A 20,715-nucleotide genomic window follows, 5' to 3' on the forward strand; every position below is an offset into this window, starting at 1 on the left:
CGCTCCATGCGGCCGGAACCCCGGCAGTCCAAGTATCTGCGCATCGTTGCCGCTGCCGTTCTCCTGGTTGGATCGGCGGGTTGCACCGGTGCCCCCGATCCGCCGGACCAGCAGACTCGCACGGCCCCGGCCTTCGTTGGAATCCTGCAGCGATACAGCGCTGACCTTCTCACGGCGGGAGCCACCGCCGTCATTATCGACATGAAGTCCCGAGTGGGGGACTGGTCCTCTGCTGCCGGTGTCCGGGACCTTGACACCATGGACCCCGCCCAGCTGACCGATCAGTCACAGGTGGGTGACATCACCACGGCCATGGTGGCGGTGTCTGTGCTGAAGCTGGTGGAAGAGGGAAAGATCCAGCTGGATGATCCCGTCCAGCAGTACCTGCCCGGGCTGGAAGGCATCGTCAAGCCGCCGGGTCCCATCACCATCCGCAGCCTGCTCAGCCACCGGTCCGGAATGCCCGACTACTGGGTGTCGCCCGTTCATATAGGTACGGGTCCGTTCACCCATGAGGAACGGGTGGGTTTTGTCGCCGGCATGCCTTGGACCGGCGGGTCCGGGAGCCTGTACAGCTACTCCGCCACCAACTATTCGGTGTTGGCGCTCCTGGTGGAGAAGCTGCGGGGCCGGAGCATTGGTGTTGTCATCCGGGAAGACAGCGTGGCGCCGCTGAACCTGCAGCACACGCTTATGACCGGGGACGCGCCCGGACCCCAGCGGATGCTCCACGGCTATACCCGGACGGCGGCCGGGGACTTGGAAGACAATGCGTTGGCTCCGTTCCACCTGGGCTCGCCGGATACCGGGATGATCTCCACGGTGGGCGACCTCAACACCTACTTCGCAGCGCTGCAGGACGGATCGCTGCTGGCGCCCGGAAGTGTGGCTGAGATGCATCATCCCAAGTACCAGGAGTTTGGCCTTGGCCTGGTCCGGAAGTACGACGCCTGTTCCAACAACGACTACTTTGGCCACGTCGGAGTTGTCCGCGGCTATGCAGCGCTGGCGCTGATCAGCGCTGACGGGTCACGCCAGCTGGCCATGATCGTGGCCCGGGCCCCGCGGCAGGACCCCGTGGGATTCGATGATCCTGAGTCCCTGGAGATGGCGGAGGCGGCGTTGGCGGCGCTCAATTCGGCCTGCTAAGGGGGCCGCGAAGGAGGGCACGTGACAGGCCGTTGCCGCCCGGTCACGGACGCCGCCCGGGCCGCCATAGGATCAATCTGATGACAGCTCCGGAAAACCCGCAACCGTTCAGCCTGCGCGGCATTGCCGTGGCGGCCTTTGGCCCCACGTTGCTCTACGGAATAGGCACCGGCGCCATCCTTCCCGTGGTGGCCCTCACGGCCCGCGACCTGGGCGCCTCCGTGGCGGTGGCCGCGCTGATCGTCACCGTGATCGGCCTGGGATCCTGGTTCTTCAACCTCCCGGCCTCGCTGGTGACCCTCAAATACGGCGAACGCTGGTCCATTGTGGGCGCCTCGGTGGCCTCCGCGCTGGCGCTGGCGGCAGCGGGGCTGACTCCCGTGGTCCAGAACGGGCTGTGGCTGCTGGCAGCGGCGATGGCCGTCGTCGGAATGTCCGGCAGCGTGTTTGGGCTGGCCCGCCAGAAGTACCTTACCGAGGCCGTGCCGGTGGAATTCCGGGCCAGGGCCCTGTCAACGCTTGGCGGCGTGAACCGGATCGGCGTTTTCATTGGCCCTTTCCTGGGCGCCCTCGCCATGCAGTTCGGCGGGATGAGCGCCGCCTACTGGGTGGGCGTGGTGGCGCTGGTGGCCGCAGCGCTGCTGTCCCTCACTATTCCGGACCTCGCCGCCGTGGAAAGCACCAAAGGCGCCGACGCCGGCCCGCAGCCCACACTCCGCAGTGTGGCCGTCTCCCACGCGGGCGTGCTGCTGAGCCTGGGCGTGGGCATCCTGCTGCTGAGCGCCCTTCGCTCCTCCCGGCAGGTGGTGATCCCGCTGTGGGCGGACCACCTGGGCATGGACGCCACGTCCGCCTCCCTGATCTACGGGTTGTCCGGGGCTATCGACATGCTGGTGTTTTACCCCGCCGGCAAGCTGATGGACCGGAAAGGCCGGCAATGGGTGGCCATTCCCTCCACCCTGATCATGGGTATTGCCTTGCTCCTGATCCCGCTCACCGGATCATTTGTGGGGCTGCTGCTGGCGGCGCTGCTGATCGGCTTCGGCAACGGCATCAGCTCCGGACTGGTGATGACCCTGGGCGCTGACTTCTCGCCTGACCGGGGCCGGGGCCAGTTCCTGGGGCTGTGGCGTTTTATGGCGGATGCCGGCAGCACCGGCGGCCCGGTCCTGCTCTCCGGAGTGACGGCGCTGGCTTCCCTGGGCGCGGGGATCTCAGCCACCGGCGTCCTGGGCTTTGCCGCGGCGGCCGTGTTCGCCGTCGTGATTCCCCGGCTGCGGCACCGGCGCAATTACTGACGGTTTGGGCGCGCGTTTGGCGGGTAGCCCGGCCCGCGGCGCTATCCTCGACAGATGAGGACACCGGGCCCCGGCCGCCGTATCAGCCCGCTGCACAAAGCCGCGTGGTGGCTGCAGGACTACGCCTACGCCGCCAGCTGGCAAGTGCGCGGTTTTTTGTCGCGCGTCCAGCCGGGTTCGTTCCATCAGGGACACCGCAACCCAGTGGTCATCATTCCCGGGGTCTACGAAAACTGGCAGTTTATGCTGCCGCTGATCCAAGCCATCCACGACGCCGGCCATCCCGTCCACGTGGTCACTGTCCTGCAGCGCAACCAGCTTGAAGTACCGGAGGCCGCCCGGCTGGTGGCGCAGCACCTCGAGGAGGCAGGACTGCGCGACGCCGCGCTGGTGGCCCACAGCAAGGGCGGGCTGATCGGCAAATACGCCATGCTGTCGCTGGACCCCGAGCACCGCATCCAGCGCATGGTGGCCGTGTGCACACCGTTTTCCGGTTCAAGCTATGCCCGGTACATGCTGCTGCCCAGCCTGCGGATCTTCTCGCCCCGCAACGCCGTGACGCTGCAGCTGGCCCGCGAGGAAGCCATCAACAGCCGGATCACCTCCCTGTACGGGCCGTTCGACCCCCACATTCCAGAAGGCAGCGTGCTTCCCGGCGCCACCAACATCGAGCTGCCGGTGGCCGGGCATTTCCGGATCCTGGGGGATCCCGGGACGGCGCGGATCATCGTTGAACAGCTGGATCTGCCTGCCGGGCAAGCGGCCACCGGGGCATAGACGGCCCCGCAGGATCGCGGCTTGAATCCTTTCATTACTTGCTGACCTGCGGCTTTGATCTTTCGCAAATCTTGAGAAACCCTTTCAGCAACCCTGACGGTATCCCCTCCCTGTTCCTGATTTTCCTTGTGCAAAGTAGTCATCAGCAAGACAACAACCACACAAAAACTTTCAAGGGGTCATCATGAAGAACAGCACGCTGATCAAGGGAACCGCAGCCATCGCCGTAGGCGCCGCACTGTTGCTGGGCGGCGGTGGCACCCTGGCCGCTTGGAACGCGGAAGCCACCGCAGCGCCGGGCACCATCGTTTCCGGCGACCTGAACGTGGTCAAGACCGCTGCCGGCGTCTGGAAGGACCGCGCCGGAACCACCATCAACAACATCGGCTCCTACAAGGCGGTTCCCGGTGACAAGCTCACCTTCACGCAGGAAGTCGATGTCACCCTCACCGGCGACAAGATGGCTGCCAGCATCGTGGCCGAGGGCGTGGGCGCTTCCAACGGCTTCAACCCGGCCAGCGTTTCCGTCTCAGCCCCGGCCCTCTCCGTGGGCGGCGTGGCCGTGACCAACAACCTGGGCCCCAACGCCGCCGTCCAGAAGGTCACCGCCACCATCACCTTCGAATTCCTCTCCACCACCACCGGCCGCACCGATGTGACCAAGTCCTACGACTTCGGCAACGTAAAGTTCACCCTGCAGCAGGTTGTTGCAGGCCAGGCCGGCCTGCTCTAGCCAGGCGCGGCGGGCGGACCATCCGCCGCCCGCCACCTTCCCGGACTGAGGAACAGCAACAGGAGGACGCATGCGCATCAGGCGCACACTGCAGGCGGCAGCCCTCATCGCCGCAGCGGTCCTCCTGGGCCTCCTCACCGTCCAGGGCACCTACGCCCTCTGGAACGCCAGCGCACTCACCGCGCCGGGCACCGTATCCGCAGCATCCTTCGACGTGGCCATGACCTCCACCCTGGCAGGGCAGGCCACCAGCAACATGACCCTGCCGTCCGGCCAGTCGGCCAACCTGAACCTGGGCCCGACGGCGGCACTCCAGCCGGGCGACAGCGTCCAGGCCGGGGTGGTGGTCACCAACAACTCCAACGCCACCGGAACGTTCACCACGGAATTCGCCGCAGGCCAGCCTTCGGTGACCGACACGCCAACTGTGGCCGATCCAAAAGCAGGCCTTGCCCACTACCTCACGGTCACGGCAAAAACCGCGACCACGGCCGCGCAGTGCAATGACACAACCGGCTACGGAGCCGTCACCGGCCTCAGGTCGCCTCCGGTGGCCAAAGGCGGGGCTACAGTCTTTTGCTTCCGTGTCAGCCTAAGCCAGGAACCCGACTCATCCGTGAAAGGAAAAGCTGTGAACATCACGCTTCCCATGACCGCCCGTCAGTGCGGGGTGTCCGGTGTCTGCTGACCTGGGTGAGGCACCCATCGCCGGAACAACCACTGACGAAACCGCTGCTGGCCCGGCCAAAGCGGACGGCGACGTTAAAAGCGGCGGCGCCTGGGCCGCCGTCGGCCGGATCCTGAACATGGCCGCCATGCTGGTGGCGATGTTCGCCGCCACCGTACTGATCATTTTGCCCTTCGCTACCGGGTCGCAGACGTACACGGTGCTGACCAAGTCGATGGCACCCAAGTTCCCGCCCGGCACGTTTATGGTGATGAAGCCGGTGGCGTTCGATGCGCTGCAGTACGGCGACGTTGTCACATTCCAGCTGTATTCCGGCCGGCCCGATGTGGAAACGCACCGGATCGTCGGGTTTGGCGCCACGCAGGAAGGCGAAAAGACGCTCATCACACGGGGCGACAACAACGGGGCCAACGATCCCGAGCCGGTCCGCGCCATCCAGGTCAAGGGCAAGCTGTTCTACGCCGTTCCCTATGTCGGCTTCGCTGCCAACGCCCTGGGCAACGCCGACCGCGACACCTGGACCACTGTGGCAGCTGCCGGCCTGATCGGCTACGGCTCCATCCTGGTGTTCAAATCCGTCCGGAAGTCCCGCAAGTCCCGGTCAGACGTACCGGCTGGGTCATGAGCATGAAGCGGCTGCGCAGCCTGCCCGGAGCGGCACTGGCCGTTGGGGCGTTTGTCCTCACAGTGTTGCTGGGGGCGGGCGGCGCTCCGGCGTTGGCGTGGTGGGACCAAAATGGCTCGGTCAGCATGACCGTTACCGCCTCGAATACCTGGCCCGGGCCAACCGTGACGCTCGGCTGCGCCACGGACGGGAGCGGCGGTAAGGCCGTCAAGGTGAGCTATACGCTTTCCAGTGCGGCTCAGTCGCTGCAGATCGTTGCGGTGAAGGCCGACGGGACCAATGGAGTCTCCTACCTGGGCCCGGTCACTCCTGGTGTATCCGGCAGTACATCGATCAGTGGCGACGCTCAATTTGTTGCAACAAACCGGGTGGGCAATGTGCTGACACTTCGCGTGATTGCCACCTTCGCGAATCAGCCCCAGATTACGGCCGACACTGTGCTGACCGTTGAACCGGGCAACAGCAGCGGAAAGATCCACTGCCCTTAGCGCGCTTAACACCGCCTGACTACTTCACTCTTCCGCCGCCAGCCCGGCGGCAGCAGGCGCCGCTGTGCCCCCACACAGCGGCGCCGGCTGCTGCCGGGCTTGCGGCGTTTCCGGTGCATTGGTGAAAAGCTGCTGCCGGGTGCCGCCGGCCGGGCCGCACCTGCAAAGGGCCCGCCTGTCCCAGGGCATAAAAAAAGCCGGCGGGATGCGCCGGCTTGAGCTGTGGTGGGGTCAGTGCGGCACTATGTTGGGAGCCGCCGTCGTGCGTCCTGAATCCCCAAAATTAGAAGTCCCGGCGCCGCCATATGGGGGGCAAAGGCGGCGCCGGGACGCTGGGGTAAGGCTGCAGGACCAGCCTCTGCCAAGCCGGTTTTCGGTTATCCTGGCGGCCCCCACTTCTGGAGGCCGCCAGGGCCCTGATGGCTGCACCATCTGTATCGGCCTGACAGGTATAACTATCCTCCGGGTGGCTCAAAATGCCTGCCGGAAATGAGTCAAGTTTCCCTCAAGCTTGCTGGCCCAGCCCCGGGTGCCAGGCTTCCGCCACGGGCGGGGACGGAGCTAACGCGCCGGTACCGGCGCGGTCCGGCGCCGTGCGGCGAAGGCGAACAGCGAGGTCATGGCTACGGTCGCGAGGTAGCCGGCAATAACAATCAGGGCGATGCCGGCCCAGAAGTAGTGTGTGGTGCTGACCTGCTGCCACGGACCGGGGGCGATCCGGACCAGCGAGTACACGGCCACCGCCGCCCAGGCCAGCCCGATCAGCACAGGCAGGGTCAACCAGATCCTGGCCGAGCCGAGGTGCCCGCCAAACCCGTCCCACGAATTCCACGAGCCGCGGCGAATGATCAGCCAGCCGGCGGGGATCATAAACGCGCCCACCAGGAGGAACGCGGCCACCACGTCCGCAGGCCGGTGCCACTGGTTGATCAGCGTTGACGCCCCGGACGCGATGGCAAACGTACCGCCCACAAAACCGGCCAGGGGCCGCCATTTGGGGGAGGACATCAGGAACAGCGCCGCTGCGGCGGAAGCGGCCAGGGTGGTGTGCCCGGACGGCAGCGAATTCAGTTCGAGCGTGACCACGCCCTTGTCCGGGCGGACCGGCAGGAATTCCTTCAGGATCTGGGTGGCCGCGTTCGCGCCGATGCAGGCCGCCACCGCAATGCCCGCCTCGGTCCAGCGCCGCCGGATCACCGTGACAAACAGGACCACCACAGCCGAGGCCACCAGGGAGATAGCAGGCAGCAGGTCCAGGAACCGGGTGCTGGCCTGGCCGGCCTGGCCGCTGATGTCTGCGGCTTCCACCAGGGCGGACTCGTCGATGAACTGTCCGGTGGTGGTGCGGACAAAGAAGTAGTAGGTGGCGATCAGGCCGGCGATGCACCCGAGGGTCGCCAGGACGAAGAGCAGGCCCGATCCCGGAGCGGGTCGGGCTGCAGTCCTGGAACGTGCGGGGTGTGAGACGGCCATGGCTTAAGGGTGGCACAGAAATCTGGGAGGCGGCTCTACTGTGCCGGCCAGGGCCGCCGCCGGCTTGGGGCGCCAAGGCCGCAGTCTTGTGGGCCGTTGCCGCGCCGGTACAGTGAACGCATGCCTGCTGACGCCGCCCAGCCGTTATTGCCGCCTCTGGAGGAGCTCCTGGCCGGGGCGAAGGTGGTGAGCCTGCCCATGCGCGTCCGGTTCCGCGGGATCATGGAGCGGGAGACCCTTCTGGTGCAGGGGCCCGCCGGCTGGGGGGAGTTCTGCCCGTTCCCGGAGTACGGCGATGCGGAGGCTTCCCGCTGGCTCGCAGCAACCATTGAGGCCGCCTGGCACGGCTTTCCGGCACCCCTGCGCGGACGGATCCCCGTCAACGCCACGGTGCCGGCCGTTTCCCCTGACCGGGTGCCGGAGGTGCTGGCACGGTTCGGCCGCGTGGACGCGGTAAAGGTCAAGGTGGCTGAGAAAGGCCAGACCCTGGCCGACGACGCCGCGCGCCTGGACGCCGTCCGCGCTGCCCTGCCGGATGCCGCGATCCGGGTGGACGCGAACGGGGGCTGGGACGTGCCTGCCGCGGTGGCGGCACTCACCCGGCTCGCCGCCGTCGGACTTGAATACGCCGAGCAGCCCGTGCCCACCATCGAGGGGCTGGCCGAGGTCCGGACCCGGCTGTCCGCTGCGGGCACCCCGGTCCTGGTGGCCGCCGATGAAAGCGTGCGGAAGGAAGAGGACCCGCTGAAGGTGGCCCGGGCCGGCGCCGCCGACCTGATTGTGGTCAAGGTGGCGCCGCTGGGCGGGGTCCGCAGGGCCCTGGACCTGGTGGCGCAGGCCGGACTGCCGGCAGTGGTCAGCTCCGCCCTGGACACCTCGGTGGGCATCCGGGCCGGCCTGGCCCTCGCCGCTGCGCTCCCGGACCTTCCCTACGCCTGCGGGCTGGGGACGGTGTCATTGTTCGAATCCGACATCACACTTGACCCGCTGGTGGCCGACGACGGCGCCATCACCCTCCGCGACGCCACCGCGGACGCCGGGCTGCTGGAGCGGTATGCGGCAGCGCCCCACCGCACCGAATGGTGGCTGGCCCGCCTGCGCCGGGTCCACGCAGTCCTGGCCGGCCAGGACACCGCCCGGCGCCTGCACGCCACGGGCGGTTAACCTCGACTTCACCTGCCCGACGGATGTCCGTAGGAACCGGCTGGCAGGGTGGGCGCGTCCCCATGACGACCTTTTGGAAGGCCCCCATGTCTGAAACGACCGCCCGCAAGTTCCCCCTGCTGCCCATGCTGGGCCACACCAAAGGCAAGCGCAGCGCCGTTACCTGCGCGCTGAAGTGCGACAACGCCTGCGCCAGCGAGGTCTGCAACACGAGCGAGAACGGCTACTTCCGCGACATCGCCTCCGCGACCCTGTCCCGCCGTGCCGCCCTGGGCTTCGGCGCCGCCGGTGCGCTCGCCGTCGTCCTCGGTTCAGCCGTGACCTCTGCGGAATCCGCCAGCGCCGCCGGACTGTCCGCGGCCGCCAAGGAGGGCTTCGCCAAGTCCAAGCTCCAGTTCACGCCCATCGCTGCCGTTGACGCCAGCGTGGATGCCGTGACGGTCCCCGACGGCTTCACCTGGCAGCCGGTGATCAGGTGGGGCGACCCGATCTTCGCCGACGCGCCCGCGTTCGACATCGCCAACCAGACGGCCGCCGCGCAGGAAAAGCAGTTCGGCTACAACAACGACTACACGGACATCCTGGAGATCCCGGGCAGCAAGGGCCGCCGCGCGGTGCTGTTTGCCAACCACGAATACACCAACGAAACCATCATGTTTCCGGCCACCATGCCGGCCGGCCAGGTGCGCGCTGTGGGGGCTGCCGCGCACGGGCTGTCGGTGGTGGAGCTGGAGCGCAAAAACAAAAACAAGCCGTGGAGCTACGTCAAGGGCGCCGGCCTGAACCGCCGCTTCCTGAACAGCACCGCCTACGAACTCACGGGTCCGGTGGCGGGATCCCCGCTGGTGCGCACCGTCCAGGATCCCGCCGGCCGGACCATCAAAGGCACGCTGGGTAACTGCTCGGGCGGCACCACCCCCTGGGGCACCATCCTTTCCGGCGAGGAGAACTTCAACGGCTACTTCGTGGCGAAGGGCACCTCGGCCGCGGACAAGCGCTACGGCCTGGGCGCCAACCCGACGGCACGCCAGTGGGAGCTCGATGACCCGCGCTGGGATACCCGCAACCCCGGCTACGAAAACGAGGCCAACCGGTTCGGCTGGATCGTGGAGGTTGACCCGTTCGACCCCACCTCCACCCCGAAGAAGCACTCCTCCCTGGGCCGCTTTAAGCACGAGGGCGCCAACGTCATCGTGGCGAAGTCCGGGCACGTGGTGGCTTACTCCGGTGACGACGAGCGCTTCGACTACCTGTACAAGTTCGTCTCCGCCGGGAAGTACATCGAGGGCGACCGCAAGCACAACATGACGCTGCTCTCCGAGGGCAACCTTTACGTGGCCAAGTTCACCGGCAACTCGCCTGCCGCCGAGATCACCGGGGTTGGCAACGTTCCGGCCGACGGTGCCTTCGACGGCATCGGCCAGTGGCTGCCGCTGGTGGTGGACGGTGCGTCCGCGGTGCCCGGCATGTCCGTCGAGGAAGTCCTGGTCTACACGCGCCTGGCCGCCGACAAAGTGGGCCCCACCAAGATGGACCGCTGCGAGGACGTGGAGCCGAGCCTGCTGACCGGCAAGGTCTACGTGGCCTGCACCAACAACTCCAACCGCGGCGTCGGCGCCAACGAGGCCGCCACGGAAATGAACCCGCGCAACCAGAACCGCGACGGGCACATCGTGGAGATCACCGAAACCGGCGACCAGACCTCCACCACGTTCAGCTGGAACCTGCTGATGGTCTGCGGCGATCCCGCGCAGGGCGACGTCACCTACTTCTCCGGCTTCCCGGTGGACAAGGTCTCGCCCATCTCCTGCCCGGACAACCTCGCCTTCGACTCCGTGGGCAACCTCTGGATCTCCACCGACGGCGCCCCCTCCGGCATCGGCAAAGCGGACGGGCTGTTCAAGGTCACCGTGGCCGGCAAAGACCGCGGCAAGGTGGAACAGTTCCTTGCGGTCCCGCGGGACGGCGAAACCTGCGGGCCCATCATCCACGACGACGAGCGCACCGTCTTCGTCTCGGTCCAGCACCCGGGGGAGGACGGCTCCTTCGGCGCGCAGGTCTCGTTCTTCCCCGACTACGTTGCAGAGGGTACGACGCCGGCACCCGGCGCGGTGCGGGCGCCCCGTCCCGCAGTGATCCAGGTTTTCCGCGGCTAACCCGGTCCCTGCCCCGGCCCTTGCCCCTGCCCCTGCCCCGCTCCCTCCTCCCGTTGCGCTATCACCTATGGTCGTTATTTGGGGGTTTTGACGACCATAGGTGATAGCGCAACGCGGGGGGAAGGGCATGGCGCGTCTGGTTGGTGGGGCAACACGGGGGGACGGGCGGGCCGTGCCGGGTGGCAGACTGGGTTGGTGACTTCGCACAACGAACCGGCTCCCCACCCCACCCCTGATCCGACCAGCCTGAGCGCCCTCGAGGCGGCGCGCGCCGCCGTCGAAACCCTGCTCGACGGCGGCGTGCGGCACGTGGTGGTGGCGCCCGGCTCCCGGTCCGCGCCCATGGCCTACGCCCTGGCCGAAGCGTCCGCCGCCGGCCTGGTGGACCTGCTGGTGCGCATTGACGAACGGGCCGCAGGGTTCACGGCCCTGGGCCTGGCACTGTCCACCGGCTCACCGGCCGCCGTGCTCACCACGTCCGGGACCGCCGTCGGAAACCTCCTGCCCGCAGTGATGGAAGCCAACCACGCCGCGGTGCCCCTGATCGTCCTGTCCGCCGACCGGCCGGACGAACTGCGCGGCACCGGCGCCAACCAAACCACCATCCAGCCGGACCTGTTCGGGGAGCACGTCCGGTTTGCCGCCGACATTGCGGCGGGCAGCAACCCGAAACGGGCCATCCGGGCCGGCCTCTCCGCGGCTACCGGCGCCTTCCCGGACATCCCGCCCGGGCCCGTCCAGCTCAACCTGGCGTTCCGGGACCCCCTGGTCCCGGCGGCCGGGGACCGGCTGCCTGCCGCGGTGGACCGGAAGCGGTTCCGGATCGGCACGGACCCCTTGGTGATGAACCTTCCGCCCGCTGCAGGCCATCTGCCGGAGCGGCGCACGGTGGTGCTGGCCGGGCACGATGCCGGCCCGGTGGCCGAGGCGTTCGCCCGCGCGCACAACCTGCCGCTGCTCGCCGAACCGTCCTCCAACGCCCGGTTCGGGCCCAACGCCGTGGGACCCTACCGGCTGCTGCTGGAGCACTTCGGAGCCGGATCAGCCATGCCCATCGAGCGCGTTGTGCTGTTTGGCCGGCCCACGCTCTCCCGCCCGGTGGCGGCGCTGCTGGCCCGCGCCGACGTGCCCTCGGCCTTCTACCAGCCCGTTCCGGTGGCCTGGTTCGAACCCGGCCGGCGCACTGAGCTGCCGCTGGACAGCCTGGCGGACCTCGCCGATTTCGCCGGCCGGGGACCCGCCCCGTGGCTGGACAGCTGGCTCCTGGCCGGCTCAGCAGCGCAGCATGCCCTGGACGGCATCCTTGCCGGCGTCCCTGCCGCGACGGGCCCGTCCACGGCGGCGCTGGTCTGGAAGCATGCCCGCGGCCAGCTCCTGCTGGGCTCCTCGAACGGGATCCGCGACGCCGACCTGGCCGGCCTGCCCGCACCGGACCCTGCGGCCACCGTCTACGCCAACCGGGGCCTCGCCGGGATCGACGGCACCATCTCCACCGGCACGGGCATCGCCCTGGGCGGCGACCAGGAAACCACCATCCTGCTGGGCGACGTCACGTTCCTGCACGACGCCGGCGGCCTGCTGCTGGGCGCGGGGGAGGAACAGCCGGCGCTGCGGATCGTTGTCCTGAACGACGCCGGCGGTGCCATCTTCGACCTTTTGGAGCACGGGGAAGTAGCGGCCGCCGGAAACTACGGAGACGCCGTCGAGCGCCTCTTCGGTACCCCGCACGCCGTGGACATCGCGGCACTTGCGGCGGCGTACGGCGTCGGCCATTCCCTGGTGAGTACGACGGCGGGACTCGCCGAGGCGCTGTCCCGGCCGGTGGTGGGGCGCAGCATTGTGGAGGTGCGCACCGAACGGGCGGGCCTGCGGGCGCTGCATGAGCGGATCAAGGCTGCCGTGGCTGCCGCTGCCGGGGGAGTCCTGGCCGGGCGTTAGGGTCTTCAGGACGCGCAAATCTACCCCCGATGCGCAAATTCCCTGGCGCCCCCCGAATATTAGGGGCGACAGGGAATTTGCGGGTCGAAAAGGCGGCCTACTCCTGGATGTCGATATGCGTGGGATCCAGAACCCGGCGCAGGAACTCCTGGGTGCGCGGCTGAGTGGGAGCGCTGATGACCTGCTCGGCCACGCCTTCCTCCACCACCACGCCGCCGTCCATGAACACCACACGGTCCGCCACTTCGCGGGCAAAGCCCATCTCGTGGGTGACCACCAGCATGGTCATGCCTTCCTTGGCCAGGTTCCGCATGACCGAGAGGACATCGCCCACGGTTTCCGGGTCCAGCGCGGACGTGGGCTCATCAAACAGCATCAGCTCGGGGTCCATGCTCAGCGCCCGGGCGATGGCCACGCGCTGCTGCTGCCCGCCGGACAGCTGATCCGGGAAGCGGTCGGCGAGGTGGCCCAGGCCCACCCGCTCCAGGTTGTGCAGCGAGACCTTGTCCGCCTCCGCTTGCGACCGCTTGAGCACCTTGGTCTGCGCGATCGAGCAGTTGCGCTTGGCGTCCAGGTGCGGGAACAGGTTGAACTGCTGGAACACCATGCCCACTTTGCGGCGCATTTTGTCGATGTCCACATCGGGGTGGGTCGCCTCGAAGCCGCCCACCTGGATGCTGCCCTGGTTGGGCTGCTCCAGAAGGTTGACGCAGCGCAGGAGCGTTGACTTGCCGGAGCCGGAGGGCCCGATCAGGCACACCACCTCTCCCGGTTTCACCTCGAGGCTGATCCCCTTGAGGACCTCGTTGGAGCCGTAGGACTTGCGCAGGTCCTTGATGGCGACCCCTGCTGCGTGGACTTTTGCGGCTCCCCCGCGGGGGCCGTTTACGACGTCGTTCATTGTCTTCCCTGCCTATCGCTTGGTCCGCGCGGAGCGGCTTTCGAACTTCCGGGCCAGGAGGCTCAGCGGGATGGTGATAACGAGGTAGAAGGCGCCGGCCACCAGCAGCGGCGTGAGGCCCGCACCCAGGCTGGAGATGCCATCACGGCCGAACTTGGTGAGCTCGAACTGCGAGGCGGTCAGGCCCAGGACGTAGATCAGCGAGGAGTCCTTGGTCAGCAGGATGACCTCGTTGGTCAGCGGCGGGAGGACGATCTTGAAGGCCTGCGGAATCACGATGGACACCATGGCCCGCCACTGCGGCATACCCAGCGACCGGGCCGCTTCCAGCTGTCCCTTGGGGACGGCCTGCAGGCCGGCGCGGAGGGTCTCGGCGATATATGCCGAAGCCACCATACCGAGGGAAATCATCACGATGATGGTCACGTTCCACTGGACGCCGAACGCCAGCGGGACGCCGTAGCCGAAGGCGATGAACACCAGCAGCGCGGGGATGCCCCGGAAAAACTCGATGTAGCCGGTGGCGATCCAGCGGTACAGCGGAAAGCTGGAGAGCTTCATCAGGGCCAGGAGCAGGCCGCCGCTGAGGCCCACCACAAAGCCCAGGAACGTGTAGATCAGGGTGTTTTTCAAGCCAACCAGGAAGATGTCCGGGAACATGGGCCCGATCTTGCCGAAGTTGAAGACGCTGTTGGCCATGGTCTTCCAGTCCGTCGCCAGGATCAGCGCGGCGATGGCCACCACGAATATTCCGGCCTGGACATACAGGCTTACTTTGGCTCGCTGACGTGCGGTCAATGCCATGGGGTGCTCAATTCGTTGTGCGTGGCGAAGGCCCCGGACGGACGTTCATCCGTCCGGGGCCCCATTACCTGTATCTGCTGACCGGGGCCGCAGGGGCTCCCGGTGTTGCTTACTTAGCGGTTTCGCCGAACCAGGCGGTCTGGAACTTGGCCAGGCTGCCATCATCGGTGAGGCGCTTGAGCGTGGTGTTAACCTGCTCCAGCATGGCGGTGTTGCCCTTCTTCACGGCGATGCCCAGCTTCTCGCCCGTGGTGTAGTCCTCAACGCGGGTGAACTCGGCGTTGTCCTTGATGGCGTAGCCCAGGACCGACTGGTTGCCCAGTGCCGCGTCGATGGTGCCGGCTTCGAGGGCCTGGACCAGGAGGCCGGAATCCTCGAACTGCTGCGCTTCGATGCCCTTTTCCTGCGCGTACTTGGCGCCGGTGGTGGCCTGCTGCACGCCAACCTTCTTGCCCTTGGCTGAGTCCACGTTCTCGACGCCGGAGCCTTCCTTCGCCACGAGGGTCAGGTCGTCATCCATGTAGGGGTCGGAGAAGTCCATCACGTTTTTGCGGACATCCGTGATGGAGACGGAGGAGATGGACACGTCGCAGCCGGTCAAGGCGGTGCCGGTCTCGATGGCCTCGAAGGAGCTGTCAACAATGTTGAGCTCGGCCTTCAGGTCCTTGGCGAGCTCGGTGGCGATGTCGATATCGAAGCCCACCGTCTTGCCGTCCTTCTGGAATTCGAAGGGCTCGTAAGGCACATCCGAGCAGATGGTCAGCTTGCCGGAGTTGATCAGCGAGATGCCGCCTTCGGAAGCTGCCGGGGTTGAACTGCCGCCGCACGCGGTGAGGGTGAGGGCACCCACGGCGAGGACTGCTGCTGCCTTGGCGGTCAATTTGGCCGTGGCCAGGGACTTGAGCTGCATGTTTCTTACCTTTTGTTGCAGGAGTATGCGGTACTAAATCGGTTCATAGTGTAGCGCCGATTATGAGATGTGCATCACAGGAAACTTAGTTTCACTATTGGATAACTAAAGCACAGTCGAAATCAAGGCCCCAGCCCGCGGGAGTGTCTGACATCCCGGACGTAGGTCCACCCACAGCTTTAGGAGACGGCGGCGTGGGTCAGGAGCTGATGCCCAGGGACTCCAGCATGGGGCGGAACTTGGCCCACGTCTCGGCCAGTTCGGCCTCCGGCTGGGAGCCTTCGACGATGCCGCAGCCGGCATACAGCCTGATGGTGTCCGGGGCCTCGATCACAGCGCCGCGCAGCGCGATGCCCCATTCGCCGTTCCCGGCCGCGTCCAGCCAGCCGACGGGTCCCGCGTAGGGCCCGCGGTCCATGTGTTCGAGCTTGCGGATCAGGGCGCCGGCCACCAGCGTGGGGGTGCCGCAGACCGCAGCGGTGGGATGCAGTGCGTTGATCAGGGCCAGGCAGGTGGGAACGTGCCCCTCAACCTCGGCCAATTCCGCCTTAACGTCTGACGCCAGGTGCCACACATTGGGCAGTTCCAGGATGAACGGCTCGTCGTGGGCATTCATGGCCTCGGAAAACGGTGCCAGCTGCGTGGTGAGCGACTGGATGGCGATCTCGTGTTCGTGCCGCTGCTTCTCCGAGCCCGCCAGTACCCGCTCGGCAAATTCCAGCGGCGAGCCGGCCATGCCCTCGGCGTCACGCCGGTCCAGGGTTCCGGCCAGGACGCGGGCCTGCGCGGTCCGGCCTTCCACCTGGATCAGCATCTCGGGGGTGGACCCCACCAGCCCGTCCACGCCGTAGGTCCAGCATTCGCGGTACCGGACCGCCAGCTGCTGCAGGATCGCCGCCGCGTTGACACCCTCCGGAATGGTGGCAACGACGTCACGGGCCAGGACCAGCTTCTCCAGTTTCCCGGCGCGGATCTCTTCGACGCCGGCCGTCACGGCTGCCATCCAGTCGTGCTCGCTGAGGGAACCGGATTCGAGTTTAGGCGCGACGGCGGCAGCAGGTTCCGCCGGCAGCGCGGCGCCGGGACGGCCGGCGTCGCCATGGCCGGCAGCAGGGGCAGCGGCAGGGGAGCCGGAGCCAGCGGACTCGGCAGCAGCAGGGGCGTCGGACTCCAGCCACCCCGCAAGCGCGGCGCGGGCGCCCGCTTCGGTGAGTGGGCCGCCGTCGAACGCCATCTGGGTGAGCCAGGCGCGGCCGTCCCGGACGCCCACCACAATCTCCGGCACAATCAGCCGGGAGCGGTGGCTGGAGACCTTGGAGAATGCGAAGGAACCGAACGCCACGGGACCGGTGCCGGGCAGCTCAACGGAGTCCGTGATCTCAGCCTCGAGGACCAGGTGTCGCCACCAGATGTCCGCCTCGAGGAAGCGGTCGGGCCCGCTGGCGGTGAAGCGGGTTATCTCGCCAAAACCCACCAGGCCGGCCTCGCGGCGGGTCCAGCAAAGGACGTCGTCCCGGACCAGAAACGAGGGCAGCCCCCCGGGGAAAGTGGTTCCATCCAGGGGGACTGTCAGGGTGCGGAACGTGCTCGTCATGATGAGACAACAGTACTCCCGCGTACCCCGCCCCCGGTCAGTGCCTGAATTGGGCGCCGAAGGTGGTCCGCAGCCTGCTGAACATTTGAGACAATGGACTGGTGAACCGAGCATCCTTGGATAAGCGTCCGGACGAAGTAGCCACGATGTTTGACGACGTCGCACCGAAATACGACGTCGTCAACGATGTCCTGTCCATGGGACAGACGCGCCGCTGGCGCAAGGTTGTGGTGGACGCGATGGAAGTCTCCAAGGGCCATCGGGTCCTGGACCTCGCCGCCGGCACCGGCACCTCCAGCGAGCCATATGCGGATGCGGGCATAGACGTGGTGGCCTGCGACTTCTCCCTGGGCATGCTCAAGGTGGGCAAGCGCCGCCGCCCGGACATCGACTTCATCGCCGGTGACGCCACCAACCTGCCGTTCGCGGACAACACCTTTGACGCGAGCACCATTTCCTTTGGCCTGCGCAACGTCAACGAGCCGCGCAAGGCCCTGGCCGAGATGCTCCGCGTCACCAAGCCCGGCGGACGCCTGGTCATCGCCGAGTTCTCCTCGCCCGTGGTGCCGCTGTGGCGCACCATGTACACCGAATACCTGATGCGCGCGCTGCCCGCCATCGCCGTCAAGGTGGCCTCCAACCCGGACGCCTACGTCTACCTCGCCGAGTCCATCCGGGCCTGGCCGGACCAGGACCACCTGGCCGCGTGGCTGCAGGAAGAGGGCTGGGAAAACGTGACCTACCGCAACCTGACCGGCGGCATCGTGGCCGTCCACCGCGCCTTCAAGCCCGCAGATTCGGCTCCGGACAGCGCTGCCGCCGCCATCGCCGCGCACAAGGGCCCGGTGGCAAAGCTGCGCCGCAACATCGTCCGCTAAGACTGTGAAGGTACTGATAGTCGGCGCAGGCCCGGCCGGATCCACCGCCGCGTACTACCTGGCCAAGGCCGGCCTGGACGTCACGGTCCTGGAAAAGACCAGCTTCCCCCGTGAGAAGGTCTGCGGCGACGGGCTCACCCCCCGCGCGGTCCGGGAAATCCAGAAGCTTGGCCTGCCGCACCCCGAAGGCGAAGGCTGGCGCCGCAACAAGGGCCTGCGCCTGATCGCCGGCGGCCGCACCATCGAACTCCCGTGGCCCGAGGTCTCGGACTTCCCGCAGTACGGCCTGATCCGCACCCGCCTGGGCTTCGACGAGGAACTGGCCCGGCACGCCCAGGCTGCCGGCGCCGAAATCCTGGAACGGCACAGTGTCACCGAAGCCCTCCGCGACGACAGCGGCCGCGTCACCGGCGCCCGCGCCGCGATCCTGGACGGGAACGGACGCAAGACGGGGCAGACGCGCGACTTCAGTGCCGACGTCGTCCTCGCCGCGGACGGCAACTCCACCCGCACCGCCGTCTCCCTGGGCATGCACAAACGCGACGACCGGCCCCTCGGCGTGGCCGTCCGCACCTACTTCACCAGCCCCCGCACCGACGACGACTGGATGGAAGGCTGGCTGGAACTTCCCGGCCGCGACGGCAAGCTCCTTCCCGGTTACGGCTGGGTGTTCGGCGTGGGCGACGGCACCTCCAACGTGGGCCTGGGCATCCTGAACTCCTCCAAGGACTTCGGCAAGCTGGACTACAAGCAGGTGCTCCGCGAATGGACCGCCGGCATGCCCGCCGAGTGGGGCTTCACGCCCGAGAACCAGGTGGGCGAAATCCGCGGCGCCGCGCTGCCCATGGGCTTCAACCGCACCCCGCACTACTCGCCGGGCCTGCTCCTGCTGGGTGACGCCGGCGGCATGGTTTCCCCGTTCAACGGCGAAGGCATCTCCTACGCCATGGAATCCGCGCGGTTCGCCGCCGAGTTCATCATCGACGCCTCCTCGCGCACCGCCTCCTCCGGTGGAACGTACGACGCCGATGCGCACCTTTCGCGGTACGCGGACTACGTGCGGGACCAGTGGGGATCCCACTTCACCCTGGGCCGGGCCTTCGCCGCGCTGATCGGCAAACCCGCCATCATGAAACTCGCGCTGCGCACCGGCATGCCCATTCCGGTGCTGATGAAGTTCGTGGTGCGCCTGCTGGCCAACCTCACGGATCCGTCAGCCAAGGGCTTCGAGGACCGGGCCATCCGGGTCCTGGAATCGCTGGTTCCCGCCACATCCAACACCCCGTCTGCTTCGAACCAGCGGTATCCGCAACAAAAAGTTAGGGTTAACCCGTGACCAACGCCGCAGACCACAGCTGGACCCATGCCGGACACGGCAGCACCGACGCTGAGGCGTCCTTGAATACCAGCGCCATCGCCACCGGGCTCCAGCTGCCCGCAGGGTTCGCAGCCATCGCCGAAGATGCCGACCTGGGCCCCGCCATCACCACCAACCTGGCCAAGGTGGAGAAGAAGCTGCGCGAGGCAATCGCCAACTCCGACCCCCTGGCCGACGCCACGTCCCGGCATTTGGTGGAAGCCGGCGGCAAGCGCATCCGGCCGCTGCTGACCCTGCTCTGCGCACACCTCGGTGACGCTTCGCTGCCCGCCGTGGTGCAGGCCGCCGTGGTGGTGGAACTGACCCACCTGGCCACGCTGTACCACGACGACGTGATGGACTCCGCCCCGTTCCGCCGCGGTGCTCCCACCGCCCATGAGGTGTGGGGCAACTCCGTGGCCGTCCTGACCGGGGACCTTATTTTCGCCCGGGCCTCCATCCTGGTGTCCGAGCTCGGTTCCCGGGCGCTGGGCATCCAGGCCCGTACGTTTGAGCGGCTGTGCCTCGGCCAGCTGCACGAGACCGTGGGGCCGCGGCCGGACGAGGATCCGGTGGAGCACTACCTGTCAGTCATTGCGGATAAGACCGGTTCGCTGGTTGCCGCTTCCGGGCAGCTGGGTGCCATCTTTGCCGGCGCCGACGAAGCCTATGAATCCCTGCTGGTGGAGTACGGCGAGAAGGTAGGTGTTGCCTTCCAGCTCGCCGACGACGTCATCGACGTCACCGGGGTCAAGGTCAAGTCCGGGAAGTCCCCCGGAACCGACCTCCGCGAAGGTGTCCCCACGCTGCCCGTCCTGTTCCTCCGGCGCGATGCGGCTGCCGGCGACGAGTCCGCCGTCGAACTCCTGAAGCTCATTGACGGCGACCTGACCTCGGACGAGGCCCTGGCTGCCGCCGTGGCGGGCCTGCGCGGGCACGCCGTGACAGCTGAATCATGGGTGGTGGCACGCCGCTGGGCCGATGAGGCCATCGCCGCGCTGGCGCCGTTGCCCGAAGGTGTGGTCAAGTCCTCGCTGTCCAACTTTGCGCTGGCAGTCGTGGACCGGGCCAGCTGACATTTTGTGTGGAGCCCGGCGCCCCTTACGGGTGCCGGGCTCTTTTTGTCTGTTTGTTATGCGGGGCCTGCGCTAAGGGGCCTGTTAAACGGGACAGCCCCGGTTCGCAGCAAGGGATACGAGCTATCCGTTGCGTAGAACCGAGGCTATCTCTCCGTTCGCATCAGATCCGCCGGAGGCGTTTAGCGGATCCATGAAGAGTCTATGACAGTTTTGTCATATTGCGCAAGAGGCTTGTTATTGGAATTGTCACGAAGAGGTGCGTGCTGAAAGCCCGAGGCTAGGACTCGTCGTCCTCGAAGGCCCACTCGAACATGTCAAAGACGAACTCAGAGAAGGTTCCCTCTTCCGACTTCCACTGCGCGCGGGCATTGTTGCGCCGGTAGACGATGGGATCCGGGACGCCGAGGTCGCCGATCCGGAAGCCCCAGGTGAACTGTTCTTCCTCGTCCTCAAGGAACATCAGGAAGCCTTCGTCATCAACTTCGAGCTCTTCAGGGTCCCAGAAGTAGTGGTAGGCCTCCATGAGGTCCTCGCAGCCGCCGATGGCCAGGTAGAACTCGCGCAGCACCAGGGGAATCTCGAACTGGTGGTCGGCCAGGGCGGTGTCCAGCTCCTCGGCGGTGAGGCCGTCAGCTTCCTGCCATTCATCCTCGAGATACTTCGGAACCAGCGCGCGGAATTTCTCGAGGAACATGTCAGTCAT

General features: G+C 67.1%; 19 protein-coding genes. 13 read left to right on the top strand and 6 right to left on the bottom strand.

Annotation, left to right across the window (positions count from 1 at the left end):
* Positions 1–6 precede the first annotated feature (6 nt).
* From ACU18_RS00275 to ACU18_RS00305, 7 genes are all read left to right on the top strand, one after another.
* Positions 7–1,149: a serine hydrolase domain-containing protein gene (locus ACU18_RS00275; RefSeq protein WP_050683516.1), complete on the top strand. Its 1,143-nt coding sequence runs from the start codon at positions 7–9 to the stop codon at positions 1,147–1,149.
* Between the two features lie 80 nt (positions 1,150–1,229).
* Complete coding sequence (locus tag ACU18_RS00280; protein WP_050683517.1) at positions 1,230–2,447, top strand: MFS transporter; 1,218 nt, start codon at positions 1,230–1,232, stop codon at positions 2,445–2,447.
* Positions 2,448–2,501: 54 nt separating this feature from the next.
* A complete protein-coding gene (locus ACU18_RS00285) occupies positions 2,502–3,224 on the top strand; it encodes an esterase/lipase family protein (protein WP_050683518.1) in 723 nt (240 codons plus the stop codon).
* 184 nt (positions 3,225–3,408) lie between these two features.
* A complete protein-coding gene (locus ACU18_RS00290; RefSeq protein ID WP_050683519.1) occupies positions 3,409–3,957 on the top strand; it encodes an alternate-type signal peptide domain-containing protein in 549 nt (182 codons plus the stop codon).
* A gap of 70 nt (positions 3,958–4,027) precedes the next feature.
* Complete coding sequence (locus ACU18_RS00295; protein WP_050683520.1) at positions 4,028–4,645, top strand: hypothetical protein; 618 nt, start codon at positions 4,028–4,030, stop codon at positions 4,643–4,645.
* Entirely contained in the window at positions 4,635–5,270 is a 636-nt protein-coding gene (locus ACU18_RS00300) for a signal peptidase I (protein WP_050683521.1), read from the top strand. The genes ACU18_RS00295 and ACU18_RS00300 overlap by 11 nt, the downstream gene beginning before the upstream one ends.
* On the top strand, positions 5,267–5,758 hold the full coding sequence (locus tag ACU18_RS00305) for a hypothetical protein (protein ID WP_050683522.1): 492 nt from the start codon (positions 5,267–5,269) through the stop codon (positions 5,756–5,758). Before ACU18_RS00300 ends, ACU18_RS00305 begins: the two co-directional genes overlap by 4 nt.
* Positions 5,759–6,319: 561 nt before the next feature.
* Here ACU18_RS00305 and ACU18_RS00310 read toward each other — a convergent pair.
* The gene (locus tag ACU18_RS00310) at positions 6,320–7,231 is read right to left on the bottom strand and encodes a phosphatase PAP2 family protein (RefSeq protein WP_050683523.1); all 912 of its coding nucleotides are present in this window, start codon (positions 7,229–7,231) and stop codon (positions 6,320–6,322) included.
* 120 nt (positions 7,232–7,351) lie between these two features.
* Between ACU18_RS00310 and ACU18_RS00315 the strand changes: the two genes are divergently transcribed.
* From ACU18_RS00315 to menD, 3 genes are all read left to right on the top strand, one after another.
* Positions 7,352–8,395 (top strand): o-succinylbenzoate synthase, encoded by a 1,044-nt coding sequence (locus ACU18_RS00315; RefSeq protein WP_050683524.1) that lies wholly within the window; start codon positions 7,352–7,354, stop codon positions 8,393–8,395.
* A gap of 86 nt (positions 8,396–8,481) precedes the next feature.
* Positions 8,482–10,551: a PhoX family protein gene (locus ACU18_RS00320; RefSeq protein WP_050683525.1), complete on the top strand. Its 2,070-nt coding sequence runs from the start codon at positions 8,482–8,484 to the stop codon at positions 10,549–10,551.
* 195 nt (positions 10,552–10,746) lie between these two features.
* Positions 10,747–12,489, top strand: coding sequence for a 2-succinyl-5-enolpyruvyl-6-hydroxy-3-cyclohexene-1-carboxylic-acid synthase (gene menD / locus ACU18_RS00325; protein WP_442853695.1), 1,743 nt, complete (start codon positions 10,747–10,749; stop codon positions 12,487–12,489).
* A gap of 97 nt (positions 12,490–12,586) precedes the next feature.
* Here menD and ACU18_RS00330 read toward each other — a convergent pair whose 3' ends face one another.
* The 4 genes from ACU18_RS00330 to ACU18_RS00345 form a co-directional block, all read right to left on the bottom strand.
* Positions 12,587–13,390, bottom strand: coding sequence for an amino acid ABC transporter ATP-binding protein (locus tag ACU18_RS00330; RefSeq protein WP_050683527.1), 804 nt, complete (start codon positions 13,388–13,390; stop codon positions 12,587–12,589).
* Positions 13,391–13,402: 12 nt separating this feature from the next.
* The gene (locus ACU18_RS00335) at positions 13,403–14,194 is read right to left on the bottom strand and encodes an amino acid ABC transporter permease (RefSeq protein ID WP_050683528.1); all 792 of its coding nucleotides are present in this window, start codon (positions 14,192–14,194) and stop codon (positions 13,403–13,405) included.
* A 109-nt stretch (positions 14,195–14,303) separates the two neighbouring features.
* Complete coding sequence (locus ACU18_RS00340) at positions 14,304–15,104, bottom strand: ABC transporter substrate-binding protein (RefSeq protein WP_050683529.1); 801 nt, start codon at positions 15,102–15,104, stop codon at positions 14,304–14,306.
* Positions 15,105–15,303: 199 nt separating this feature from the next.
* A complete protein-coding gene (locus ACU18_RS00345) occupies positions 15,304–16,698 on the bottom strand; it encodes an isochorismate synthase (RefSeq protein ID WP_050683530.1) in 1,395 nt (464 codons plus the stop codon).
* 101 nt (positions 16,699–16,799) lie between these two features.
* Between ACU18_RS00345 and ACU18_RS00350 the strand changes: the two genes are divergently transcribed.
* Genes ACU18_RS00350 through ACU18_RS00360 form a run of 3 tightly spaced genes read left to right on the top strand, consistent with a single transcriptional unit; the run spans position 16,800 to position 20,009 of the window.
* Positions 16,800–17,576: a demethylmenaquinone methyltransferase gene (locus ACU18_RS00350; protein ID WP_082178086.1), complete on the top strand. Its 777-nt coding sequence runs from the start codon at positions 16,800–16,802 to the stop codon at positions 17,574–17,576.
* A gap of 4 nt (positions 17,577–17,580) precedes the next feature.
* Entirely contained in the window at positions 17,581–18,912 is a 1,332-nt protein-coding gene (locus tag ACU18_RS00355) for a geranylgeranyl reductase family protein (protein WP_050683532.1), read from the top strand.
* The gene (locus ACU18_RS00360; protein WP_050683533.1) at positions 18,909–20,009 is read left to right on the top strand and encodes a polyprenyl synthetase family protein; all 1,101 of its coding nucleotides are present in this window, start codon (positions 18,909–18,911) and stop codon (positions 20,007–20,009) included. The genes ACU18_RS00355 and ACU18_RS00360 overlap by 4 nt, the downstream gene beginning before the upstream one ends.
* A 280-nt stretch (positions 20,010–20,289) precedes the next feature.
* Here the strand turns inward: ACU18_RS00360 and ACU18_RS00365 are convergent, their stop codons facing one another.
* Complete coding sequence (locus ACU18_RS00365) at positions 20,290–20,715, bottom strand: hypothetical protein (protein ID WP_050683534.1); 426 nt, start codon at positions 20,713–20,715, stop codon at positions 20,290–20,292.

It is taken from the genome of Arthrobacter sp. ZBG10 (genome assembly GCF_001238605.1).
GTDB lineage: Bacteria > Actinomycetota > Actinomycetes > Actinomycetales > Micrococcaceae > Arthrobacter.

Excerpts from the sequence above, each read along its gene's own strand:
- ACU18_RS00275 (WP_050683516.1), top strand. The coding sequence starts at position 7 with ATGCGGCCGGAACCCCGGCAGTCCAAGTATCTGCGCATCGTTGCCGCT.
- ACU18_RS00280 (WP_050683517.1), top strand. The coding sequence starts at position 1,230 with ATGACAGCTCCGGAAAACCCGCAACCGTTCAGCCTGCGCGGCATTGCC.
- ACU18_RS00285 (WP_050683518.1), top strand. The coding sequence starts at position 2,502 with ATGAGGACACCGGGCCCCGGCCGCCGTATCAGCCCGCTGCACAAAGCC.
- ACU18_RS00290 (WP_050683519.1), top strand. The coding sequence starts at position 3,409 with ATGAAGAACAGCACGCTGATCAAGGGAACCGCAGCCATCGCCGTAGGC.
- ACU18_RS00295 (WP_050683520.1), top strand. The coding sequence starts at position 4,028 with ATGCGCATCAGGCGCACACTGCAGGCGGCAGCCCTCATCGCCGCAGCG.
- ACU18_RS00305 (WP_050683522.1), top strand. The coding sequence starts at position 5,267 with ATGAGCATGAAGCGGCTGCGCAGCCTGCCCGGAGCGGCACTGGCCGTT.
- ACU18_RS00310 (WP_050683523.1), bottom strand. The coding sequence starts at position 7,231 with ATGGCCGTCTCACACCCCGCACGTTCCAGGACTGCAGCCCGACCCGCT.
- ACU18_RS00315 (WP_050683524.1), top strand. The coding sequence starts at position 7,352 with ATGCCTGCTGACGCCGCCCAGCCGTTATTGCCGCCTCTGGAGGAGCTC.
- ACU18_RS00320 (WP_050683525.1), top strand. The coding sequence starts at position 8,482 with ATGTCTGAAACGACCGCCCGCAAGTTCCCCCTGCTGCCCATGCTGGGC.
- ACU18_RS00330 (WP_050683527.1), bottom strand. The coding sequence starts at position 13,390 with ATGAACGACGTCGTAAACGGCCCCCGCGGGGGAGCCGCAAAAGTCCAC.
- ACU18_RS00335 (WP_050683528.1), bottom strand. The coding sequence starts at position 14,194 with ATGGCATTGACCGCACGTCAGCGAGCCAAAGTAAGCCTGTATGTCCAG.
- ACU18_RS00340 (WP_050683529.1), bottom strand. The coding sequence starts at position 15,104 with ATGCAGCTCAAGTCCCTGGCCACGGCCAAATTGACCGCCAAGGCAGCA.
- ACU18_RS00345 (WP_050683530.1), bottom strand. The coding sequence starts at position 16,698 with ATGACGAGCACGTTCCGCACCCTGACAGTCCCCCTGGATGGAACCACT.
- ACU18_RS00365 (WP_050683534.1), bottom strand. The coding sequence starts at position 20,715 with ATGACTGACATGTTCCTCGAGAAATTCCGCGCGCTGGTTCCGAAGTAT.